Below are 21,077 nucleotides of genomic sequence, written 5' to 3'. Positions count from 1 at the left end.
TTATGCTATGACCGATCAAACCACGACCACCCAGCCAGCCGATTACGGCGCTGATTCCATCAAAATGCTCAAAGGCCTGGAGGCCGTGCGCAAGCGTCCAGGCATGTACATCGGGGACACCTCCGATGGCACCGGCCTGCACCACATGGTTTTCGAGGTGGTGGATAACGCGATTGATGAGGCGCTGGCCGGTCATTGCGACGATATCGTCGTCACCATCCACTCCGACAACAGCATTTCGGTGTGCGATAACGGCCGCGGTATTCCAACCGATATCCACAAGGACGACGAACACCAGCGCAGCGCCGCTGAAATCGTCATGACCGAACTGCACGCCGGCGGTAAATTCGACCAGAACTCCTACAAGGTGTCTGGCGGTTTGCACGGTGTGGGTGTGTCTTGTGTGAACGCCCTGTCCGAATGGCTGCTGCTGACCATCTGGCGTAACGGCAACGAACACCAGGTCGAGTTCCGCCGTGGCGAGCGCACTGCGCCCCTGGCCGTGACTGGTCTGGCTGAAGGCCGCACGGGTACTTGCGTGCGCTACCTGGCTGACGTGGAAATTTTCAGCAACATCGAATACCACCACGAAATTCTGGCCAAGCGTCTGCGCGAGCTGTCCTTCCTGAACAATGGCGTGAAGATCCGCCTGGTTGACGAGATCCAGGGCAAGGAAGAAGACTTTGCCTTCCTGGGCGGTGTCAAAGGCTTTGTGGACTTCATCAACCGCAACAAGACCCCGCTGCACCCTAACGTGTTCAGCGTGGCTACCGAGTCCAATGCTGGCGGCACGCCGGTGTCGGTTGAAGTGGCCATGCAGTGGAACGACAGCTACGCTGAAACCGTGCTGTGTTTCACCAACAATATTCCCCAGCGCGACGGTGGTTCCCACCTGACCGGTCTGCGTGCAGCCATGACCCGCGTGCTGAACAAGTACATTGCCGACAACGAACTGGCCAAGAAGGCCAAGGTCGATACCTCCGGTGACGATATGCGCGAAGGCTTGGTCTGCGTGCTGTCGGTGAAGGTGCCCGAGCCCAAGTTCAGCAGCCAGACCAAAGACAAGCTGGTGTCCAGCGAAGTGCGTCCCGCCGTGGAAGAAGCCGTGGCCCGCACCCTGGAAACCTGGTTGCTGGAGAACCCCAACGACGCCAAGGCCTTGTGTGGCAAGATCGTGGAAGCAGCCCGTGCCCGTGAAGCGGCCCGTAAAGCCCGCGAAATGACACGGCGCAAGAGCGTGCTGGAAGGCGCTGGCCTGCCCGGCAAGCTGGCCGATTGTCAGGAAAAAGACCCAGCCCTGTGCGAACTGTACATTGTGGAGGGTGACTCCGCAGGCGGCTCGGCCAAGCAAGGCCGAGACCGTAAATTCCAGGCCATCCTGCCGTTGCGCGGCAAGGTGCTGAACGTAGAAAAAGCCCGTTTCGATCGTCTGATTTCCAGCGAGCAGATCACTACCCTGATCACTGCCCTGGGTACCAGCATCGGCCCGGACTTTGATATCGACAAACTGCGCTACCACCGCATCATCATCATGACTGACGCGGACGTGGACGGTGCTCACATTCGTACCCTGCTGCTGACACTGCTGTACCGTCAGATGCCCGAGCTGATTGAGCGTGGCTATGTGTACATCGCGCAGCCGCCTTTGTTCAAGGTTAAGGTTGGGCGTGAAGAGATGTACCTGAAGGACGAGGCCGAGGAAGCGGAATTCATGTTGAAGCTGGCACTGCGCGATGCAGTGCTGACGCCATCTGAAGGTGCAGCTCCCATCACAGGCGAAGCCCTGTCCGACTACGCCCATCGCTACGTGAAGGCCAAGGCCGTGATTGAGCGTCTGTCGCGTCATATGGACGGTGATGCCCTGTCAGCGTTGGCTGAAGGCGTGAAGTTGAACTTGGACACGCAGGAAGCAGCCGAACAAACTGCTCAGGATTTGGAGAAGGCGCTGTTCGACGAAGCTGCCCCCACCGTCGTTAAAGTCTTTGCTGCCTTTGATGAAGGGAGCGAATCCTGGCGTGTGGTGGTGCAGCGTCTGCACCATGGCAACATCCGTGTCACGGTGTTTGACCGCAACTTCGTGCGTGGTGGCGATCACCAAACTCTGGCCCGCGCTGGCGAGACCTTTGCCGGTCTGATCGGTGATGGCGCCATGGTGGCTCGTGGTGAAGGCGAGAAGCGTCGTGAAACCGCCGTGGATGATTTCCGTGAAGTCATGCAATGGCTGTTGACCGAAGCCGAACGCGGGCTTAGCAAGCAGCGCTACAAAGGTCTGGGTGAGATGAACCCCAGCCAGCTGTGGGAAACCACCATGGACCCCACCGTACGTCGTTTGCTGCGTGTGCAGATCGCTGATGCCATCGATGCGGATCAGATCTTCACCACGCTGATGGGTGATCACGTTGAGCCACGTCGTGCCTTTATCGAATCCCATGCCTTGCAGGCGGGGAACCTGGATATTTAAGGCTGTCGGTGCTCACAGTTTCTGAAAGCTTCTCGGTTTGATGAAAACCGATCTCAGGAATTCGTGAAAAACCTCGCAGCGATGCGGATGAATAAAATGGGCTCCGGCGTTCCTGCTGGGGCTCATTTTTTTGGTGATGACGGATGGGCCTTGAATCCTAAGGATCAGGCGTCGGCCGTAAGGCCCCCTGACCGATCGTAGAGACGTTGTAAATTATTCAATAACTTATTTGTTTGGAAATGGAATGCGACTGGACAAGTTTCTTGGTGAGAGTACGGATCTGAGTCGCTCAGACGCACGTAAGGTGCTAAAAAGCGGGGAAATCACGGTTAATGGCGAGGTGGTGACTAAGGGCACCCACGTTGTGCAAGAGGGCGATGTGGTGTGCTGGGACGACGAGCCGCTTGCCCTGGTTGGTTTGCGTTACATCATGCTCAATAAGCCCGCTGGTTACGAGTGCAGCCTTAAAAATAGTGCTTACCCGTCCGTGATGATGCTGATCGATGTAGAAAAGCGCGAGCGCTTGCACACCGTCGGTCGCTTGGATGTGGATACTACCGGCCTGATTTTGATTACGGATGATGGCCAGTGGACGCATCGTATTATCTCGCCCCGCCATCAATGCGATAAGGTCTACGTGGCGACCTTGGCAGAGCCTTTGCCTGACAATGCAGAAGAACTGTTCAAGGCCGGTATCTTGTTGAATGGCGAGGACAAGCCAACGCTGCCAGCTGTGCTGGAACGCATTGATGAACGCACCGCAAGGCTGACCATTCAGGAAGGGAAATACCATCAGGTGAAGCGTATGTTTGCCTCCTTGGGGAATCTGGTTCAGACCCTGCATCGTGAGCGCATTGGCTCGCTTTCCCTGGATGACAGTCTGGAGCCGGGAGAGTCGCGCTACTTAACGCCGGCCGAGGTGCAGCAGTTTGTAGAAGAAGGCTAAGCCCCCGGTCCTTGGTTCTGGCTTTGATAAGTCAAAGGTGTATCAAGGCCAAGGCTTTGATGTCCTGACATTGGGAAACCAGTCAAAAAAAGCGCTCAAACAGAATGTGTTTGAGCGCTTTTTTGTACCTGCATCAATCATCAAAGGGTCTGGTGGCGCGGTGTCCTGCCTTATTTAAGCGCCTTGCGCATGATGCTGGTGTTGTGTTCATAGCCCAGCTGCTCATACAGAGCGATAGCGCCCCGATTATTGCTCAAGACCCCCAGCTCGATGTAGTCCAGTCCACGCACGTGTGCCCACTCCTGGGCGGTCTGCATCAGCAGCTTGCCCAGTCCCATGCCTCGTGCCGATTCTGTCACGACAAGATCAATCACATAGGCAAAGTCATGCGGCGTGATGCAGTTGTACGGCGGGGTCTTTTGCTGCTGAACAATAATGAAACCCAGCGCCTGATCGTCCTTCTCGGCCACAAACAAGGCTGCCTGGTCCGACTCGATCATGGACCGGATAAAGCCTTCGTCCTGCCGTGCTTCCAGGTAGTAGTGCGGCTGCAAATGATGCATGTGGGCAAATAGCTCGGCGTACATATCTCCAATCGTGCCAATGTCAGCAAGTTGGGCGGGACGTAGGGTGGGCATGGTTCGGGCTCTTGGTCAGTAATAAAGTGGAAGCGAAAACAGAAGCGTCTTGATGGTAGGCCGGGCACGGGGAGGAGGCAAATCTTCTGTTCAGAATATCCCTTCAATAACAAGGGGTAATCCGCTTTCATGCAAGCCTGAAGCTTGGGTCCAGCTTCGTTCTCTGCACACCCTTTCCTCCTGAAAGCCGCTTCTGTACATTTATCCCTGTTTTTGTAAAGTATTTGTGCACGTACTTTACGACCGTCTTTTTCCTGCAAACTCTTTTCCCGGGTTTCATAATGAGGCTCTGAAACCCTTGTGAATTCAGGTTTTTTATAAATATTTAATGGAAAACCCCAAGCTTATTTTTTTCAAAAAACTAGAGGTTTAAAGTAATATCACACTGTTTTTGGGAAAATTTTGTGTACATTTAATGCACGAAATTTACACGAGGCGCTGAAATTTATACGCAATGCCTATAGAGGGGAGGAGATTGATGCAGACCCGTTTCTTGCGTCATGTTTGTAGTTGGATGTTCGGGCTGTCCGCACTGGCCATTCTGGCCTTGATGGCGGTGGCCTTTGCCGATGTCATGATGCGCAGCTTTGTGCGGCCGCTGTCTGGCGCTTTTGAATTAACCGAGGTGCTGGTCGGGGTGATGGTGTTTGCCGCCCTGCCCTTTGTCACCTTGAGTGGCAAGCACGTCAAAGTGTCCTTGCTGCGCTCTCTGGTGGGCAAGAACGTGCTGATGCAAGGTCTGTTGCGCTGGTGCAGTCGTGTGGCGACAGGTGTGCTGATGGCCTTTCTGGCTTATCACCTGTGGGCCTTGGGTACACAGTTTGCGCAGACCAATTCGCGCGCGGTATTTGCAGACCTGCCATTGGCGCCTTTTGCTTACTTTGCAGCGGTGATGTGCGCCCTGTCCACGCTGGCCGCACTGTTCAGTGCCGACGGCGACGAGCTCGCTGAGGAAAAATAATGACTGTCGTTGTCACTGGCATGATCATCCTGATCGTGCTCATGGTTCTGGAAGTACCCATCGCCGTGGCGATGGCTCTGGTTGGTATTGGTGGCTTTGCTTACGTAGTCGATTGGGGCCCGGCCGCCTATATGGCCGCAGAAACCTCGTATCGCCTGGTTCATAACTACAACTTGTCGGTCATCCCACTGTTCATCCTGATGGGCAATCTGGTAACACGGGCGGATGTCTCCAAAGACCTGTTCGATCTGGCCTATCGCTTTGTCGGTCATCGTCGTGGCGGTCTGGCCATTGCCACAGTGCTGTCGGGCGGCATGTTCTCGGCCGTATGCGGTTCCAGCTTTGCGACGACGGCCACCATGGCCCGGGTTGCGTACCCCTCCATGAAGCGCTACGGCTATGCCGATTCCCTGGCAGGTGGCGCTATTGCATCAGCCGGAACTCTGGGTGCCATGATCCCGCCCAGTGTGCCCCTGATTGTCTATGGCGTGCTGACCAGCACGGATATTGGCAAGCTGTTTATTGCAGCCGTGTTGCCCGGTATTTTGGGCATGGTGTTGTATATCGCTGCGGTGATGGTGGCCACTCGCATGACCCCCGGTCTGGCAACGGCGGGAGAGCGTAGTTCCTGGCTGGAGCGCATTCGTAGCTTGAAAAGTGTCGGTGCCGTTTTGCTGTTGTTCCTGCTGGTCATCGGCGGGATTTACGGCAACTTGTTCACTCCCACAGAAGCAGCCGGAATCGGGGCCGTAGGCGCCTTGCTCATCATGATCTGGCGTCGCAAGTTCTCCTGGCAGAGCTTGATGGGTGCCCTGCGTGAAACTGCCATGACCAGCGCCGCCATCTTCGTGATTATGGTGGGCGCACAAATCTTCACCACCTTTGTGAACGTGGCCGGTTTTACCGCCATGTTGTCCGATGCGGTCCAGCAATGGGACTTGCCGGGCTGGGGCATCGTGCTGGGCATCGTGGTGTTGTACCTGGTCCTGGGCTGCATGCTGGAAGGCATGTCCATGTTGCTGCTGACTCTGCCCATTGTCTTCCCATTGATCACGAACCTGGGCCTGGACCCGATCTGGTTCGGCATTCTGGTGGTGACCTTGATCGAAGTGGGCCTGATCACACCGCCCTTGGGGATGAACGTCTTTGTGCTCAATTCCGTGGTGCCATCCATGTCACTAGGGACGATTTATCGAGGCGTTATCTATTTTGTAATGGCTGATCTGCTGCGCCTGGCGCTCTTGATTGGCATTCCTGGCATTGCTTTGTTTCTGCCCTCATTGATGTAAGCCATTTTTATTGAATCTGATTTTCTCGAAGGAATAAGCATGATTAAGCAAGTTAGCAAATGGGTGGGGGTAGCAGCAGTCGCCCTGGCAGCCAGCACCAGCGTGCAGGCACAAAACGTCACGCTGCGTTTTTCCAACTGGTTGCCACCCACCCATCCCATGGTGACCGAGATGTTGAACCCTTGGGCCAAGGATGTGGAACAGGCCACGGAGGGACGGGTGAAGATTCAGGTTCTGCCGCCCCTGGGCACCCCTGCTTCGCACTACGATCTGGTGCGCAATGGCGTGGCAGACATGACAATTGGTGTGCACTCCTACACCCCGGAGCGTTTCAAGCTGACGGAAATGGTGGAGCTGCCCATGACGGCCGAGAACGCTCAGGTGAATTCGCTGGCCTACTGGCGCACCTACCAGAAGTACTTCATGGGCAAGAACGAGCACGCCGGTACCAAGTTGCTAGGCGCGTGGGTTCCTGGCTCGTACCAGTTGTGGACAGCCGCCAAGGTAGACAGCCTGGACAAGCTGGATGGCACCAAGATCCGTATTCCCGGTGTGCTGGTGGAGCGTATCGCCAAGCTGCTGGGTCTGGTGTCGATTTCCTCAACGCTGACCGAAGCCTATGACCAGATTTCGCGAGGCATTATTGATGGCATGTTCCAGAACTACACCACGGTGATCGACTTCAATCTGGCGCGCTTCATGCCGAATCTGTTCGTCCTGCCCGGTGGCTTCTCCGCTTCCAGCCAGTTCATGGTGGTTAACGAGCGCAGCTGGCAGCGTATCAGCGAGGCCGACCGTGCCGCGATTGATGCCTTGTCGGGTGAAGCACTGGTCAAACGTTTCTCGGGTATCTGGCAAAAGAACAATATGGCCGCTTTTGATCGCTTGAGCGCTGAAGGCATCAAGGTGCACCGCATTGAAGGCGAGCAGCTGGAAGCCATGAAGACCAAGCTGGCGGTGATTGAGCAGCAATGGTTAAGCGAGGCCAAGGGTGTGGAGGCTCAGGAAGCGCTGAACTTCTACCGTGCCGAGCTGGATCGCGTAGCTGCCGAACTGGGCGTTCCCAAGGACTAAGCCCGTCATGACACAGCATCTGGAAAGTGAGTACAACGCCAGTTGGCATGTGCCCGATCACAAGGAGATTGTGGCCTCGTGGTCGGGGTTGGCCGAGCAGTTTCGGGCTGGTTCGCGTCATGAAGCCAATCAGCCTTACGGTCCGGAAACGCGTAATGTCATGGACATTCACTTTCCGGTTGTGGAGCGCCCGGATGCGGCGGTGCTGATGTTCATTCATGGTGGTTATTGGCAATCCATGGACCAGCGTCGTTTCAGCCATCTGGCACAAGGCAGCGTGGATAACGGCCTGATTACGGTATTGCCCACCTATACCTTGTGCCCGCAGGCTAGCGTGGCGCAGATTATTGACGAACTGCGCCTGGCTTGTGCGACGGTCTGGCGACGTTTCAAGCGCCCGATCGTGGTGGCAGGACACTCGGCAGGAGGGCATTTGGCAGCCTGCCTGCTGGCTACCGACTGGCCCGGTTTTGCCCCGGATCTGTCTGGTGATATGTTGCAAGCAGGTTTGGGCTTGTCCGGCCTGTATGACCTGGAACTGCTGACGCATATCGGCATTAATGATGCCTTGCAGCTCAATGCCGAAACCGCTCGAGCCTCCAGCCCCTTGTTCTGGCCTGCCCCTGCACATGGCCAGTCTTTCGAGGCCTGGGTAGGGGGAGATGAAACCTCGGAGTTTCATCGTCAAAGCCAGGAACTGGCCAAGGCCTGGTCCGGGCAAGGGGTGGATGCGGTGTATCGCAGCTTGCCTGGAACAAATCACTACAACGTGATCGCGGCCTTGGCCGATAAAGAATCCGTACTGGCAGCTCGTCTGGTTGCGCTGGCAAGGAATTGAGTTATCTCTGTCTTTCATTAGGCAAACCACTTTTACCGGGCCTTTGGCCCGGTTTTTTTTGCGTTTGTGATTTAGCATGACATTTCCCACCCTGGTCTCCTTGTGATTCAAAGCCATTCATGACTGAAAACACCCCTGATACCCGCCCTGTGTACAAAGCGGCCTGCCATTGCGGAGCCGTTCGTTTCAATGTGAAGCTGACCGATGGTCTGCGTTCGGCGCGCCGTTGCAATTGCTCGTATTGCCGCATGCGCGGGGCGGTGGCGGTGTCGGCGAACCTGGCAGATATTCAGGTGGAGCAAGGGCAGGATGCTCTGACCCTTTATCAGTTCAACACCGGGCAGGCCCGGCATTATTTCTGTTCGCATTGCGGGATTTATACCTTCCATCAGCGCCGCTCCAACCCGGAGCAGTATGGTGTGAATGTGGCCTGTATTGAAGGCATGAGCCCCTTCGATTTTGAGGAAGTGCCGGTTAATGAAGGCCGCAGCCATCCCAAGGATCGATCGGGTGGTGGCAGTGTGATTGCTGGCTGGCTGCGCTATAAGGCTAATCCGGAGACGCAGGACGACTGACGTTGCCTGCCTGCTTTGTGCTGCGACCAATAAGAAATACCCCCAAGCAGTACCTTCGGCTTGCAGCCCCATCGAGGGGCGCTTTTACATGGGGTACCGAGCCTCGGGAGCGGCCCGGTGGTAAAAAAACGCCCCTTACGGCTAGCGTAGAGGGGCGTATAAAAACAGATATCGCGGAACAGAATCGCGTATCTACGGAAAAACAGTACAGCGAATTACGGTATGGCCCCCGAGGGGGCATCCCGCTTTAGAACTTGTGGTTGAAGGCCACGTACAGCTGCGTAGCGCGTGCGTCTGGCAGGAAGGTCAGGTTCTGCGCATAGCCGCCGTATACGTACACCATGGTGCGCTTGGACAGGTCGTACTGGTAACCCACCGAGTACACATGCTGACGTTTGGTTTGTGCATTGGGGCCGGTAATGCTTTCTGGCAAGTTGCGTGGATCAGCCATGTTCCAGCCCAGCGAGAAGCGTCCACCGGCCAGGGGTGTGGTCACCCCAAAGGAGTAGGAGTTGATCCGCAGGCCCGGTACCGCAGCAAAGGATGGCAAGGGGTTGGTGACGTTGCTCAGGCCAAAGACCTGGGTAGCAAACAGACCGTCACGGGTTTGACCGATACCGGCGAAAACTTTGACCACATCAAAGTCGTAGCTGGCCGCACCCGCCCAGGCGCTGACACGGGTGGAGTCGGCAGCAGGACGTGCGCCGCTGGCAGACTGTTTATTGATGTGCAGTTGGTCGTACACCAGAGCGGCACTCAAGGGGCCGTTGTTGTAGCGCAGGCCGGTGGTCACTGCACGGATATTGCTGTCCTTGCTGTTGGTGCCGTCCGGGCGCTCGCTATCCCAGTGCTGCTTGCCGTTGATGTTGAAGGAATAGCCAATACCGAACTGAAAGCCGTTCAGCGTGGGCGATTGGTATTGGATCTGGTTGTCGTAACGCACCGTGTTGGCCACGCTGAAGGTCGATCCAAAGCCCACAATCCCGCCACCGCCACCCAAGGGGTGAGCCATGCTGAAGTATTCGGTAGGCATATTGTTCTTCAGGCCGAAATCCACCTGGCCCCAGTCCTCGCCTGCCAGACCCAGTGTGGCCTGACGGCCGAACAGGCGACCACCCTGAATGGATTGGCCGGTAGGCACATCAAAGCCGCTTTCCAGCACAAACTTGGCTTGCAGCCCGTTGCCCAGATCTTCCGTGCCACGGATACCCCAGCGGCTGCCAAAGTGCACCCCGCTGTTGGGGCCCAGACGCGAGGTCTTGAACTCGGTAGCATCGGTTCGGTCCCGGCTGTAGCTGCTATTGCCTTTGTTCATGTCGTAGCCAACACCCGTGTCCAGAATCCCGTACAGGGTGATGGATGCGTGGGCTGCCGAGCTGGCCATCAGTAAAAACAGGGCCGTACTGACCGCGGTTTTATTTCTTGTTTTCAATTCCTCTTCTCCTTCGTGGTAGATAAAAAAAGCGTGCAGCAATCCCCCTACCGCAAGTGATGCAGCAAGAAACAGGCGCAACAAAGCAGGCAGGGCAAAGTGCCTGCGCCGTGTACCAGCGAAGGGGGTGTGGGGCGAGTACCGGCGGTACTCGCGGCAGGGGTCTTAGATCAGTTCAAGATCGACCAAAGTTTGGCGTATGACGTCTATCTCGGTGTCCTCGACCTCCAGAATGGGGCGGCGTACATAGGGCTGCACGGGTACGCCGCGCATCTTGAATGCAACTTTCAGCACCGAGGGCGAAGAGCCGTAGCGGCCGATCAGCTCGGGGGTGTACCAGCGTTGCAGAATCTGTATGTCTTTCTGGCCGCAGGCGCGGGCAGCGTCTATATCGCCGCGCCAGATGTGGTTGTAAAAATCAGGCTGATAACGGCCCAACACGCCGCCTGCGCCAATCGTGCCGTCGCCATCCACACTTTGCAGCAGGGACAGGCCGTGCTCGTCCATGCGAAAGCCGTACACACGGACCTTGTCTTTCAGGCGGAACAGCGTCTTGATGAACTGTTCAATGCTGGGGCTGGATTGCTTGATGCCGACGACACCATCGATATCGCTCAGTTGCTCCAGCAAATCCACCGACAAATCGATTCCGGTCCCGGCAGGCCAGTTGTAAATCACGATAGGCAAGGTGATTTCTTTGGCAATCTGCTGGTAAAAGGCCAGGATTTCCTTGTCGTTGGGGCGTACATACGGGGGCGGTGCAATCACGACCCCTTCATAGCCCAGTGCCTGAGCCTCTTGAGCAAGAGCGACCACTTCGGCGGGTGTGTAGCCGGTACAGCCCGCCAGCAACGGCAGCTTGCCGCGCATGGCGTCGGCACTGGCGCGGAACAGCTCTACCCGTTCCTGGTTGGACAGGCTGGTCCATTCACTGGTGGTGCCGCCTACAAACAGACCGTGCATGCCCTCGGCATGCAGCCATTCCAGCATGCTGTGCAGTGCCGGTACATCCAGCTGTCGTGCTTCATCAAAAGGGGTGATGGTGGTCGGGATGTAGCCCTTCCAGTTCACCCGGTGTTTCTTGCTCATGTGTGTCACTTGTATGGGTTGAAGAAAAGAGGAGGCCTCTGGCTCAGGGCAGACGTGCCGTGGCTTCGATCTCGACCAGCATGTCTGGCAGCGCCAGATTGGCGACTCCCAGCAAGGTGTTGGCAGCCGGTTCGGCCCCCTCGTAAAACTCGTTGATCAGTGCGCAGATCGGGCCCAGCTCTTCAGGTGTGTGGCCGACCAGATAGGTGCGCAAACGCACGACATCGCGCGGGCTGGCACCGGCTTCTTTCAGGACGGTTTTCAGGTTCTGCAAAGCCTGGCGGGTTTGTGCGATGCGATCGCCTGCGCCCACTAACTGCCCTTCACCATTCCAGGCGACTTGTCCGGCCAGATGCACGGTGCGGCTGTTGTCCTGCACGACCGCGTGCGAAAAACCGAAGTTGGTGCTGTTGTAGAGCGATGCCGGATTCACGCATTCACGGCCCTGGGGGGCGTTCAGTGGCTGACTGCGTTGGACCAGCTCAAAAATATTGCCCCAGGGGTCGGTGAAGTATTGAAACTGGGCTCCCGCAGTGGGGCCCGAATCGAAGGCGATTCGATCCAGCACTGTGCAGCCGTGCTGTTCAAGTTGTGCAACCGCCTGATCCAGATCGGCCACCAGAAAACCCAGGTGATGTGCACCCACATGATTGGACTTCAGGGCCTTTTGGGTGTCGCTGGCAGGTTGTGCGTAGGAAAACAGCTCGATATGAAAGCCATTGGGCAGCACCATAAAGGCCAGTTCCAGATTGGCATCGGGTACGTCCAGGTGGGCGTGGGTCCAGTCTTTGCCTTGCGCAGAACGGGGCAGGTCAGCACTGTTGATGGGCCCCAGACGGTAGAGTTGGCGGGCACCAAACAGGCGTTCATAAAAAGCAATGGCCGCATCCAGATCGGGTACGGTCCAGGCGGCGTGATCAATTTGTTCAATAGCCAATGGCAAAACAGGCGATGTCATGAAGTCTCCGTTTGTGCCCGTACAGGGGCTGTATACAAGGTTGTGCAATAAAACTGCACATAATTTACGGTTAAATAATACTTTAGGCCTGTAGTTTTTTGTTGAAAAACCGGACTACGTATTTTCCCTAGGTAAATTATTGTTTATAAACAATGGCTTGTGATTTAGGTTTGTGACGTCCATATCGATGTTGCGTGTAAAGTACTTGTGCACACATGTAAAGTCTGGAAGAATTCAGCACTGAAACTGCACGGTTTGTGCAGTTTCAGAACATGCATTTGCACACCATTAGGCTGCCTCTCTTACCCTATAATTCGTGAAGTTCGGCTACACATAACTACACGAACATAGGACTTCAGAATGATAGGCAAACGACTTCATGAGCTGCGCGTGGCCAAGGGTCTGTCCCTGCGGGAGTTGGGGCAGATGGTCAAGCTCTCGCCCACGCTGCTCAGTCAGGTAGAACGCGGTGTCACCACACCCAGTTTGACGACCCTGCGCAAGCTCAGCGGGATCTTTGGGGAATCCATGTCTTCCTTGTTCATGGATACCAGCAAGGGGCCGTCGGTATGGATCAGCCGCCCGGGTGAACGCATGTTGCTGCGTGGCCCGCGTGGGGGCGTCGTCTATGAACGGCTCACCCGGGGCAATGGCGAGATGGAAGTGTTCCGGGCTGTTTACGAAGTCGGTCAACAGTCCATGGACGATATGTCGCACCCGTCCCTGGAAAGTGTCTATGTGGTCCGGGGTGTCATTACTGCAGAGATTGATAAGGTAAGTTTTGACGTCAAAGCTGGTGAGAACATCAGCTTTGATGCACGCCAAAGCCACCGTTACCTGAACCGGGGAACGGAGGAAGCGGAAATCATCATGTCGATTACCCCGCCCGTCCCCTGATTTGTCTTGATCCGGGGCGCACGGTGTACCGCATCACTACACTATGAGCCCCAAGCCTGATTCTCTTTCCCCCCTACCTGCCTGTGCCCCTGGCACCCTGCCCACCCGGACGGATGTCCTGATCATTGGCGGCGGGCTGCTGGGCTGCGCCGCTGCCTATTACCTGAGCCTGGCGGGTGTGCCCGTGACCTTGATCGAACAAGGTGAGCTGGGCCTGCAGGCATCCAGCCAGAACGCGGGCAGCCTGCATTTCCAGATGGAATACCGCATGATCGAGGCGGGCCTGGAGGCCAGCAAACGCGCCTTGCAAGCCATGCCCTTGCATGTGGACGCCATTGCCCGCTGGCGGGCTTTGGAAGATCAGTTGGGTGTGTCGGTGGGTGTGCGCCAGAAAGGCGGCTTCATGCTGGCAGAAACGGCTCAGCAAGCCCAGGTTCTGGAACAAAAAAGCCGCCTGGAAAACCAGGCTGGTCTGCAGGTCGAGCTGCTGGACCGGGCCGCGTTACAAGCCAAAGCGCCCTATTTGTCGGACTCCGTGTTGATGGGGGCTTTTTGTGCTGATGAAGGCAAAGCCGACCCGCGTCGCGCTAGTCTGGCCCTGGCCGCCGCCGCACGTGCTCTGGGGGCACAGATCGTCAGCCAATGCCAGGTTGTGGACTTGAAGCGTGTGGGTTCTGACTGGCATGCCCAAGTGCTCAGTGGCGAGCAATGCCGCAGCAAGCAGGTTCTGATTGCTGCCGGTGTCTGGTCCGGGCGTATTGCGCAAATGACCGGTTCGCAGTTACCCGTCAGCCCGATTGCCCTGACCATGACGGCCACTGCGCGCACCGCCCCCTTCATGGATTACCTGTTCCAGCACGTAGGGCGACGCCTGTCCTTGAAGCAAACCGCAGAAGGTACGGTGCTGATTGGCGGCGGCTGGCCTTCCACACTGCATCACCGTAACGGGATCGCGGATCTGGAACGCAAGCCCAGTCTGAACCTGGATTCTTTGCAACGCAGCGTGCATACCGCCTGCAGCGTGGTCCCTCAATTGGCCTCTTTGCCTGTCTTGCGCTCCTGGACCGGGGTGACCTCTTTAGTGTCGGACCAGCTGCCTTTGCTGGGTCAGGTGCCGCACCGCCCCGGTTTGTTCATTGCCACCGGCGGAGCCGCATTCACCCTGGGTTTGACCTACGCCCATTTGCTGGTGGCGCAGATGCTGGGCCAGCCGCCCAGCCTGGATATCTCTGCCTATGATCCTGATCGTTTTAGGAGTTTGACCTTTGCCTGACGCACAACGCTTGCTGCACAAACGCCAGCGCTTCGAGCCTGCCGTGGTGACTATCAATGGTCATGAGACCGCCTGTTATCTTGGTGAAACCGTGGCGACGGTCTTGCTGGCGGCCGGTGTCGGTGCCTTTCGCCGTACCGCCAGTGGCGCGCCCCGTCGTCCGGTGTGCAATATGGGCGTGTGCTTTGACTGCATTGTGACCATTGACGGGGTGCAGGGGCAGCGCAGTTGCATGACCACGGTGCGTAGCGGCATGCAGATCGAGGTAGCCGACCATGTCTGACATTCTGGATTTATTGATTGTGGGGGCAGGTCCGGCAGGACTGTCTGCGGCCCGTATTGCCAGCTCACAGGGTTTAAGCGTGACCGTGGTGGACGAGCAGCCGCGCTTTGGTGGGCAGGTGTTCAGGCAGGCGCCCGAGGAGTTTGCGGCGGCGGATCCGGACTCCATGCACACCTATCCTTTTTCACACAGCTTGTTTGAATGGGCGCGTGGCACCACGGCCGTGCAGTGGCATTTCAGTACCCTGGTGTGGGGGATTTTTGACGACCCGCAGAATGAACATGTGCGTCAGATCGGCACTGCTGGCCCACAGGGTGCTTCCGTGCTGAAAGCTCGCCGGGTGTTGATTGCGACCGGGGCCTATGACTTGCCCGTGGCCTTTCCGGGTTGGACCTTGCCGGGCGTGCTGAGCGCCGGTGGAGTGCAAACCATGATCAAGAGTCAAAGCCTGATGCCGGGACAGCGTTTCCTGCTGGTGGGCGGCCATCCCCTGCTGCTTCTGGTTGCTGAGTTGTTGCTGGATGCCGGTGCACAGATTGCCGAAGTTGCCATTGCCCGCAGCTTGCCGTCCATGAAGGAAATGCTGCGCGCTACGCGTGCCCTGCCAGGACAGTCCAGGCTGGTTAAACAACTGCTGACGATCTTGTTGAAACTGCGTCGTCATGGCGTGCCTTTGCGCTTTGCTACGGGTATAGAGCGTGCTCATGGGGACGAGTCCGTTCAGGCTGCCACGCTATGTAACGTCGGTCAAAACTGGCACGCCATGGCGGGCACACAAAGACGTGTAGAGGCAGATACGGTGGTCGTGGGTTATGGCCTGCTCGCCAGTACGGAATTGGCGCGTCAGGCTGGCTGCGCTGTTCGGTGGGACAGTGCCGCTGGCGGCTGGCTGGTGCAGCATGATGACAGGCTGCGCAGTACCCAGTCAGGCGTGCTGGTTGCTGGAGAGCAGACGGGCATTGCAGGGGCATTCAATGCTCATCTGCAAGGTGAACTAGCCGCGTGGCAATGTGTGCTGGAGTTGCAGCAGCCAGCTGCCGTGACAGAGATAGAAAAAACCATTGCCGACCTGCAACTGCGCCTGGGTCGTAATCGTCGTTTTACCGACACTGTTATTGCCTTGTCGGCCCCCAAGCTGGAGGCACTGACCCAGGCAATCACTCCGGATACGGTGGTGTGCCGCTGCGAGGAAGTCACGGCACAGGAGGTGAATCAGTTTCTGGATGCCCATCCTTATGTGGCGGACATTAACAGCATCAAACTGGCCTGCCGTACCGGAATGGGGATGTGCCAGGGGCGCTATTGCCAACACACCGTGGCGCAGATGCTGGCCAGTCGTTTGGGCAGGGGTATGGATCAAGTGGGAATTTACAAGGCTCAAGCGCCTGTGAAGCCTGTGCCGGTCGCGGTGTTGGCGAATATGAAATAAGCGGCCTGCTTATTTTTCTTGCCGATCCCAGTCATAAGCCAGTGTTTGGCCGGCCTGAAATTGCTGTACGCAGTCCTGGTGGTAGCGGGTATTCATGGATACGGCCTGAGACAGGGCCTCCAGGTTGGACAGTGCTCCATAGTTCATGTCGAAGCTTAGGTTGAGAAGACGTTTGCTCAGTGCCAGGGCTTCGGGTGGACCTTCCAGCAGGCGGCGAGCGAATGCAAGCGTAGCCGTGGGCAAGTGTTCGGAAGGATGGACGGCATGGACCAAGCCCAACCGCCTTGCCTGGGCTGCCGTCAGGCTGCGGCCTGTCAGCAGCAGGTCGCGGGCGACTGACAGGCCCACCATGCGCGGGAGCAGATAGTGCGCGCCAAAATCTGCGACGGCCCCAACGCGGGGGAAAGACATGCGAAAGCGACTGCGTGCACTGCACAGAATGAAATCCGCGTGCAAGGCCAGGCTGAATCCCGCACCGGCTGCAGCCCCGTCTACAGACGCTATCAGCAGTGCATCCAGTTCCAGCAATTGGCGTAGCCAGGAGCTGCTGTGATCCAGCCGCTGGCGTGTGGCCATGGGGGAGCTGGCTTGTGGATCGGCATGCCGTTGTGCCATCTCGTGAATATTGCCGCCCGAACAAAAGGCACCTTCGGAGCCTTGCAGGATCAAGACCCGTATCTGCGGGTTGGCTCGAACCTGCTCCAGCATCCGCATGTAGTCCTTGCGCAGTGACTCGGACATGGCATTGCGGGAGGCAGGATGTTGATGCGTGAAGATGGCGATACCGTCCTCAATATGCAGGCTGGAGACCTCAAGGTGGGCAGACATCAGGGCTCCTTGGGCGTGTACTGAGCCATGCTTTGCAAGCGCGCCCAGGCGGTGTCCATGCCTTTGACCAGGCCCGCCATTTGCTCGGCAATAGTTGTCAATTCCTGAATACCGAAAATGCTTTGGCCTGCAGCCTCGTAAATCAGATCCTGATTGTTGTGCTGATGAACGGAGGCAAATACATCGCCTGTCAGAACCTGTTGCAAGGGCATATTCAAAGGAGTGGGTGCGTCCGCTGCGGCCCAGGCGTCAATCCACTCGCTACGGATGACACGACATGGTTTGCCGCTGTGCGCACGAGAGATGACGGTGTCTTCGCTGTCTCCCTGGATCAAGCGTTGCAGCAGGGCCGGTGGCGTGTGATTTTCCTTGGCGGCCATCCAGAGAGTGCCTAACCAGCCTCCTTGAGCCCCCATCCCTATGCAGCCCAGAATTTGTGCGCCGGTAGCGATACCGCCCGCAGCCAGAACGGGTGTGCTGCCTGCGACGGCAATAATCTGTGGCAACAGCGCCATGGTGCCGATCGGTCCGGTGTGTCCGCCCGCGTCATAGCCTTGGGCTACCAGTACATCTACACCCAGTGCCATGGCCTTGTGGGCGTGGCGTACCGCGCCGACCAGTGACATGGTCACTTTGCCTCGTGCGCGGGCGGCCTGGATCAACTCAGGCCGTATCCCAATGGCGGTGGCGACAGCACTAGCGTTGGAGTTCAGTACGGCTTGGATCTGCGCCTCAAAAAAAGCCTCTGAGCGCACATGGCTGGTAAAGAAGCTGGGCTGTGTGGGTGCTTCTATCTTGAAGCGCTGACGCAGGGACTCCACAAATTCCAGATGCTCATTGGGCAGGCTGGCACGCATGCTTTCGGGGTCTGCCTGGGCGGGGACCTTACTCGGCAGCATCAAGTCGATGCCATAGGGCAGCCCGTTCAGTGCCTGTTCGACCTTGGTGATGATGGCCGGAATGTCGTCCGGTGCATCCCGCCCCAGGCCTAAAACAGGGAACCCCCCTGCCTGGGCAATTGCTACCACCACATCGGGTTCATGAGAAAACCCGAAGATGGGGTGAGCAATATTCAGGGTGTCACACAGGGGAGTACGCAGCAGACTCATATCAATTGTTCTCGATATTGGCTTGCTTGATGACCTGGGCCCATTTGCTCTGTTCAGCGGCAACAAACTCGTCGAACTCCTGGGGCGATTGCGGGTTCAGCTCCATACCCAGCATATTGAATTTCTCCTGTACGTCGGGCATGGCCAGAATGGCCTGCATATCGCTGTAGAGTTGATTCACAATCTCGTCTGGTGTTGCTTTCGGAGCGACCAGGCCAAACCACGTCCCGACGGAGTAGTTGGGCAAATTGGCGGATTCCGCCACGGTGGGCAGGTCGGGCAAGGCTTTGGCGCGCTCGCTGGTGGTCACTGCCAAGGCGCGCAGCTTGCCCGCTTTGACATGTTGCATGGCCAAGGCTGCTGTCAAAGGCATCAGGTCCACACGCCCACCCAGCAGATCGTTCAAGGCATCGCTTTGCCCTTTGTAGGGGATGTGTGTCAGGGGGATCTGAGCTTCTTGAGCCAGCAATTCGCCAGACAAGTGGTTGGATGTGCCTATACCTGCAGTCGAGTATGTCAGTGGTGGATCTTTCTTTTTGGCCAGTTCGATCAGCTGTGCCATGTTCTGTGCCGGCACACTGGGGTGCACCACAATCACATTGGGGACAATCCCAAAGCCAGCAATAGCGCGAAAACTCTCTACCGGGTCCCAGGTGACACGGGGTTGCAAGCTGGTGGTGACGGCATGGCTGGGGCTGACCAGCAGCAAGGTATAGCCATCAGCTGGGGCGCGCGCCGCGTAGTCCGTACCGATAGCGCCTCCCGCGCCGGTGCGGTTTTCCACGATTACCGTTTGTCCGTGCTGCTTGGTTAGTTTTTCCCCCACCAGGCGGGCTACGGAATCCACAATACCGCCGGCCGAAAACGGGACGACGATTTTGATGGGTTTGTCGGGGTAGGTAGCGTGGGCGGCGGCCAATGGGGCTGCCGTGAGCAGGCAGGCAAGGGGCAGGTGCAGGAATCGCATATTGTCTCCGGATTTATTATGGTGTGGGTCTGGCTCGGTGTTCAGGCCTGTGCCAGGGTCTGCTTGGCGATGTTGGCGATATGAATCTGGCTGGTGCCTTCATAAAGACGGAATACACGTACGTCTCGATAAAAGCGTTCAGCAACGTTGTCGGCGATATAGCCGCTGCCACCAAAAAGCTGCACGGCCCGGTCGGCGACGCGACCGCACATCTCAGAGGCGAACAATTTGCACATGGATGCTTCCAGGGTGATGTCCTGGCCAGCGTCCCGTTTGCGGGCAGTCTCCAGGACCAGCGCTCTTGCGGCATAGGCTTCGGTATTGCTTTGGGCAATCATTTGCTGCACCAGCTGGAACTGGGCGATGTCCTGACCGAATTGCTGACGGGTGCGGGCATGGCGCACCATTTCGTCAACCAATCGCAATGCGGGGCCCACGCACAGGCCCGCCAGATTGATGCGCTGCTTGTTCAACGCTTTCATGGCGGTGCGAAAACCCTGCCCTTCCAGGCCGCCGATAATCGCGTCTTTATGGACACGTACCTTGTCCAGCACGACCTCACCCACGGGCGAGCCATGCTGACCCATCTTGCTGTAGGCCAGGGGCGTGTGCAGCCCTGGAGTGCCGCGTTCGATCAGGAAAGCGGAGATGCCGCGAGAGCCTGTGGAGTCGGGGTCGGTGCGGGCAAACACAGTGAACAAATCGGCAATGGGCGCATTGGTGATAAAGCACTTTTTTCCGGTGATTTCGAAGTAGTCCCCGTCCCGTACTGCGACCGTTTTTTGAGCGGTGGCGTCCGAGCCTGCATCGGGCTCTGTCAGCGCAAAGCAGCCGGTTACTTCTCCGGAGGCTAATAGGGGCAGATAGCGCCTCTTTTGGTCTTCAGTTCCATCCACGACCAACGACTCGGACGCGATGCCGGTATTGCCCCCAAAGCGGGCCCGAAAAGCGGCAGATACCTGGGAGACTTCGATATTGACCAAGGCCAACTCTTCGGTTGTCAGACCGGCGCCGCCGTAGGCTTGGGGAATGCTGTGGCCAAACAGCCCAAGCTCTCGCATGCCCTGCACCACGCTTTCGGGGATCTGGTCGTTCTTGTCCACCAGGGCTTCCAATGGCAGGCATTCAGCGTGGAGGAACTCGCGCACTTCATGTAGCAAGGCATCGAGTCGGGCGGCATCACGTATCATGGATTTCTCCGAAAAAAGGGGGTGTCAGTGCAGGCCCTGGGCCAGTTCCAGTTGCAGTACGGCCGACTTCAGCTGTGGCAATACGTCTTGTGTCAGATAGCCTTTGCGCGCCTGATGGGCAGCAATGGTGCAGTTCATGGCGACGGGTGATTCACCGGGTATGCGGCGCACCGGCAATGCGATGGCATGGATATCGACATGCCAGTCACCTTTGGACAGGCAATAGCCTTCACGTTTGTAGCGTTGCTCGTCGTCGGTCCATAGCTTCTGGTGGCTCTCGAAGGCGTGTGGATCGTGAATGCGCAGGTAGTTCAGAATGGCGGTGCGTTCGGCCATGGGATGAGCCAGGATCAAGGCGCGTCCAATAGCGCTGGGCAGCAGCGGGCGTGAAGTGCCTATGTCGGGTAGATGATGGTTGGCCGTATCCGCACGCACCGAGTCGATGTAGATCACATTGCCCCGGTCCCGAATACCCAGGTTGACCGTGCAGCCCGTGCTGCGTGCCAGGGCTTCCATGATGGGTTTGGCCGACTGGCGGATCTGCATGCTGGCCAGTAGCGGATGGCCCAGCGAGAGCACGCCCGGCCCTAGCCGGTACTTCTGGCGCTGCGGGTCCCGATCCAGATAACCGAGCAGGGTCAGGGTGTAGGTCAGGCGGGAAATGGTTGGTTTGGGCAGGCCCGTTCGTTCGGCAATCTCGCGATTGCCCAGCCATGGAGTGTGTACGGTGAAGCAGCGCAATACCTCCATGCCGCGCGCCAGATTCATGGCGAACTGGCGGTCGGACGAGAGGTCATGCGGGTTGACCAAACCGGGCAAAGTAATAGTGTTCACGTGGCA

The 21,077-nt window shown here is 57.4% G+C and carries 20 protein-coding genes; 11 read left to right on the top strand and 9 right to left on the bottom strand.

Features of this window, described 5'->3' with window-relative positions; all coding sequences use genetic code 11:
* The first annotated feature begins 7 nt into the window (after positions 1–7).
* On the top strand, positions 8–2,461 hold the full coding sequence (gene gyrB, locus Q9R35_RS12545) for a DNA topoisomerase (ATP-hydrolyzing) subunit B (protein WP_042485102.1): 2,454 nt from the start codon (positions 8–10) through the stop codon (positions 2,459–2,461).
* Between the two features lie 244 nt (positions 2,462–2,705).
* Positions 2,706–3,407 (top strand): pseudouridine synthase, encoded by a 702-nt coding sequence (locus tag Q9R35_RS12540; protein ID WP_042485099.1) that lies wholly within the window; start codon positions 2,706–2,708, stop codon positions 3,405–3,407.
* 170 nt (positions 3,408–3,577) lie between these two features.
* Here Q9R35_RS12540 and Q9R35_RS12535 read toward each other — a convergent pair whose 3' ends face one another.
* Complete coding sequence (locus Q9R35_RS12535) at positions 3,578–4,045, bottom strand: GNAT family N-acetyltransferase (protein ID WP_042485098.1); 468 nt, start codon at positions 4,043–4,045, stop codon at positions 3,578–3,580.
* Positions 4,046–4,523: 478 nt separating this feature from the next.
* Here Q9R35_RS12535 and Q9R35_RS12530 point away from each other — a divergent pair, with 478 nt between their 5' ends.
* From Q9R35_RS12530 to Q9R35_RS12510, 5 genes are all read left to right on the top strand, one after another.
* Complete coding sequence (locus Q9R35_RS12530; RefSeq protein WP_042485095.1) at positions 4,524–5,006, top strand: TRAP transporter small permease; 483 nt, start codon at positions 4,524–4,526, stop codon at positions 5,004–5,006.
* Positions 5,006–6,295, top strand: coding sequence for a TRAP transporter large permease (locus Q9R35_RS12525; protein WP_086069958.1), 1,290 nt, complete (start codon positions 5,006–5,008; stop codon positions 6,293–6,295). Before Q9R35_RS12530 ends, Q9R35_RS12525 begins: the two co-directional genes overlap by 1 nt.
* A 39-nt stretch (positions 6,296–6,334) precedes the next feature.
* Entirely contained in the window at positions 6,335–7,369 is a 1,035-nt protein-coding gene (locus tag Q9R35_RS12520; RefSeq protein WP_051316312.1) for a TRAP transporter substrate-binding protein, read from the top strand.
* Positions 7,370–7,376: 7 nt separating this feature from the next.
* Complete coding sequence (locus Q9R35_RS12515) at positions 7,377–8,207, top strand: alpha/beta hydrolase (RefSeq protein WP_311219941.1); 831 nt, start codon at positions 7,377–7,379, stop codon at positions 8,205–8,207.
* A 119-nt stretch (positions 8,208–8,326) separates the two neighbouring features.
* Positions 8,327–8,782, top strand: a complete 456-nt coding sequence (locus tag Q9R35_RS12510) for a GFA family protein (protein ID WP_311219940.1) — start codon at positions 8,327–8,329, stop codon at positions 8,780–8,782.
* A 247-nt stretch (positions 8,783–9,029) separates the two neighbouring features.
* Here the strand turns inward: Q9R35_RS12510 and Q9R35_RS12505 are convergent, their stop codons facing one another.
* The 3 genes from Q9R35_RS12505 to Q9R35_RS12495 all read right to left on the bottom strand — a co-directional run bounded on the left by Q9R35_RS12505 (position 9,030) and on the right by Q9R35_RS12495 (position 12,261).
* Entirely contained in the window at positions 9,030–10,214 is a 1,185-nt protein-coding gene (locus Q9R35_RS12505; protein WP_199265218.1) for a porin, read from the bottom strand.
* Between the two features lie 165 nt (positions 10,215–10,379).
* Entirely contained in the window at positions 10,380–11,303 is a 924-nt protein-coding gene (locus Q9R35_RS12500; protein WP_042485077.1) for a dihydrodipicolinate synthase family protein, read from the bottom strand.
* 43 nt (positions 11,304–11,346) lie between these two features.
* On the bottom strand, positions 11,347–12,261 hold the full coding sequence (locus Q9R35_RS12495) for a Rid family hydrolase (protein WP_311219939.1): 915 nt from the start codon (positions 12,259–12,261) through the stop codon (positions 11,347–11,349).
* A gap of 360 nt (positions 12,262–12,621) precedes the next feature.
* On the opposite strand from Q9R35_RS12495, the gene Q9R35_RS12490 reads away from it, so the two are divergent.
* The 4 genes from Q9R35_RS12490 to Q9R35_RS12475 are packed head-to-tail and all read left to right on the top strand — an operon-like array spanning position 12,622 to position 16,143.
* Positions 12,622–13,158: a helix-turn-helix domain-containing protein gene (locus tag Q9R35_RS12490; protein WP_026483973.1), complete on the top strand. Its 537-nt coding sequence runs from the start codon at positions 12,622–12,624 to the stop codon at positions 13,156–13,158.
* 43 nt (positions 13,159–13,201) lie between these two features.
* Complete coding sequence (locus tag Q9R35_RS12485) at positions 13,202–14,431, top strand: FAD-binding oxidoreductase (protein ID WP_311219938.1); 1,230 nt, start codon at positions 13,202–13,204, stop codon at positions 14,429–14,431.
* A complete protein-coding gene (locus Q9R35_RS12480; protein WP_210939135.1) occupies positions 14,424–14,714 on the top strand; it encodes a (2Fe-2S)-binding protein in 291 nt (96 codons plus the stop codon). The genes Q9R35_RS12485 and Q9R35_RS12480 overlap by 8 nt, the downstream gene beginning before the upstream one ends.
* Complete coding sequence (locus Q9R35_RS12475; RefSeq protein ID WP_311219937.1) at positions 14,707–16,143, top strand: NAD(P)/FAD-dependent oxidoreductase; 1,437 nt, start codon at positions 14,707–14,709, stop codon at positions 16,141–16,143. The genes Q9R35_RS12480 and Q9R35_RS12475 overlap by 8 nt, the downstream gene beginning before the upstream one ends.
* Before the next feature lie 9 nt (positions 16,144–16,152).
* Here the strand turns inward: Q9R35_RS12475 and Q9R35_RS12470 are convergent, their stop codons facing one another.
* Genes Q9R35_RS12470 through Q9R35_RS12450 form a run of 5 tightly spaced genes read right to left on the bottom strand, consistent with a single transcriptional unit; the run spans position 16,153 to position 21,071 of the window.
* Positions 16,153–16,971 (bottom strand): enoyl-CoA hydratase/isomerase family protein, encoded by an 819-nt coding sequence (locus tag Q9R35_RS12470; RefSeq protein WP_311219936.1) that lies wholly within the window; start codon positions 16,969–16,971, stop codon positions 16,153–16,155.
* Entirely contained in the window at positions 16,971–18,080 is a 1,110-nt protein-coding gene (locus Q9R35_RS12465) for a nitronate monooxygenase (protein WP_311219935.1), read from the bottom strand. Before Q9R35_RS12465 ends, Q9R35_RS12470 begins: the two co-directional genes overlap by 1 nt.
* A 1-nt stretch (position 18,081) precedes the next feature.
* A complete protein-coding gene (locus Q9R35_RS12460; protein ID WP_311219934.1) occupies positions 18,082–19,047 on the bottom strand; it encodes a tripartite tricarboxylate transporter substrate binding protein in 966 nt (321 codons plus the stop codon).
* Positions 19,048–19,088: 41 nt separating this feature from the next.
* Positions 19,089–20,237, bottom strand: coding sequence for an acyl-CoA dehydrogenase family protein (locus Q9R35_RS12455; RefSeq protein ID WP_311219933.1), 1,149 nt, complete (start codon positions 20,235–20,237; stop codon positions 19,089–19,091).
* 24 nt (positions 20,238–20,261) lie between these two features.
* On the bottom strand, positions 20,262–21,071 hold the full coding sequence (locus Q9R35_RS12450) for an IclR family transcriptional regulator (RefSeq protein WP_063690053.1): 810 nt from the start codon (positions 21,069–21,071) through the stop codon (positions 20,262–20,264).
* Positions 21,072–21,077 lie beyond the last annotated feature (6 nt).

This window comes from Alcaligenes sp. AB3 (genome assembly GCF_031844565.1).
In the GTDB taxonomy this organism is placed as follows: domain Bacteria; phylum Pseudomonadota; class Gammaproteobacteria; order Burkholderiales; family Burkholderiaceae_B; genus Alcaligenes; species Alcaligenes faecalis.
The sequence above is the reverse complement of the archived record's forward strand: the minus strand, read 5'-3'. Positions and strand labels throughout refer to the sequence as shown.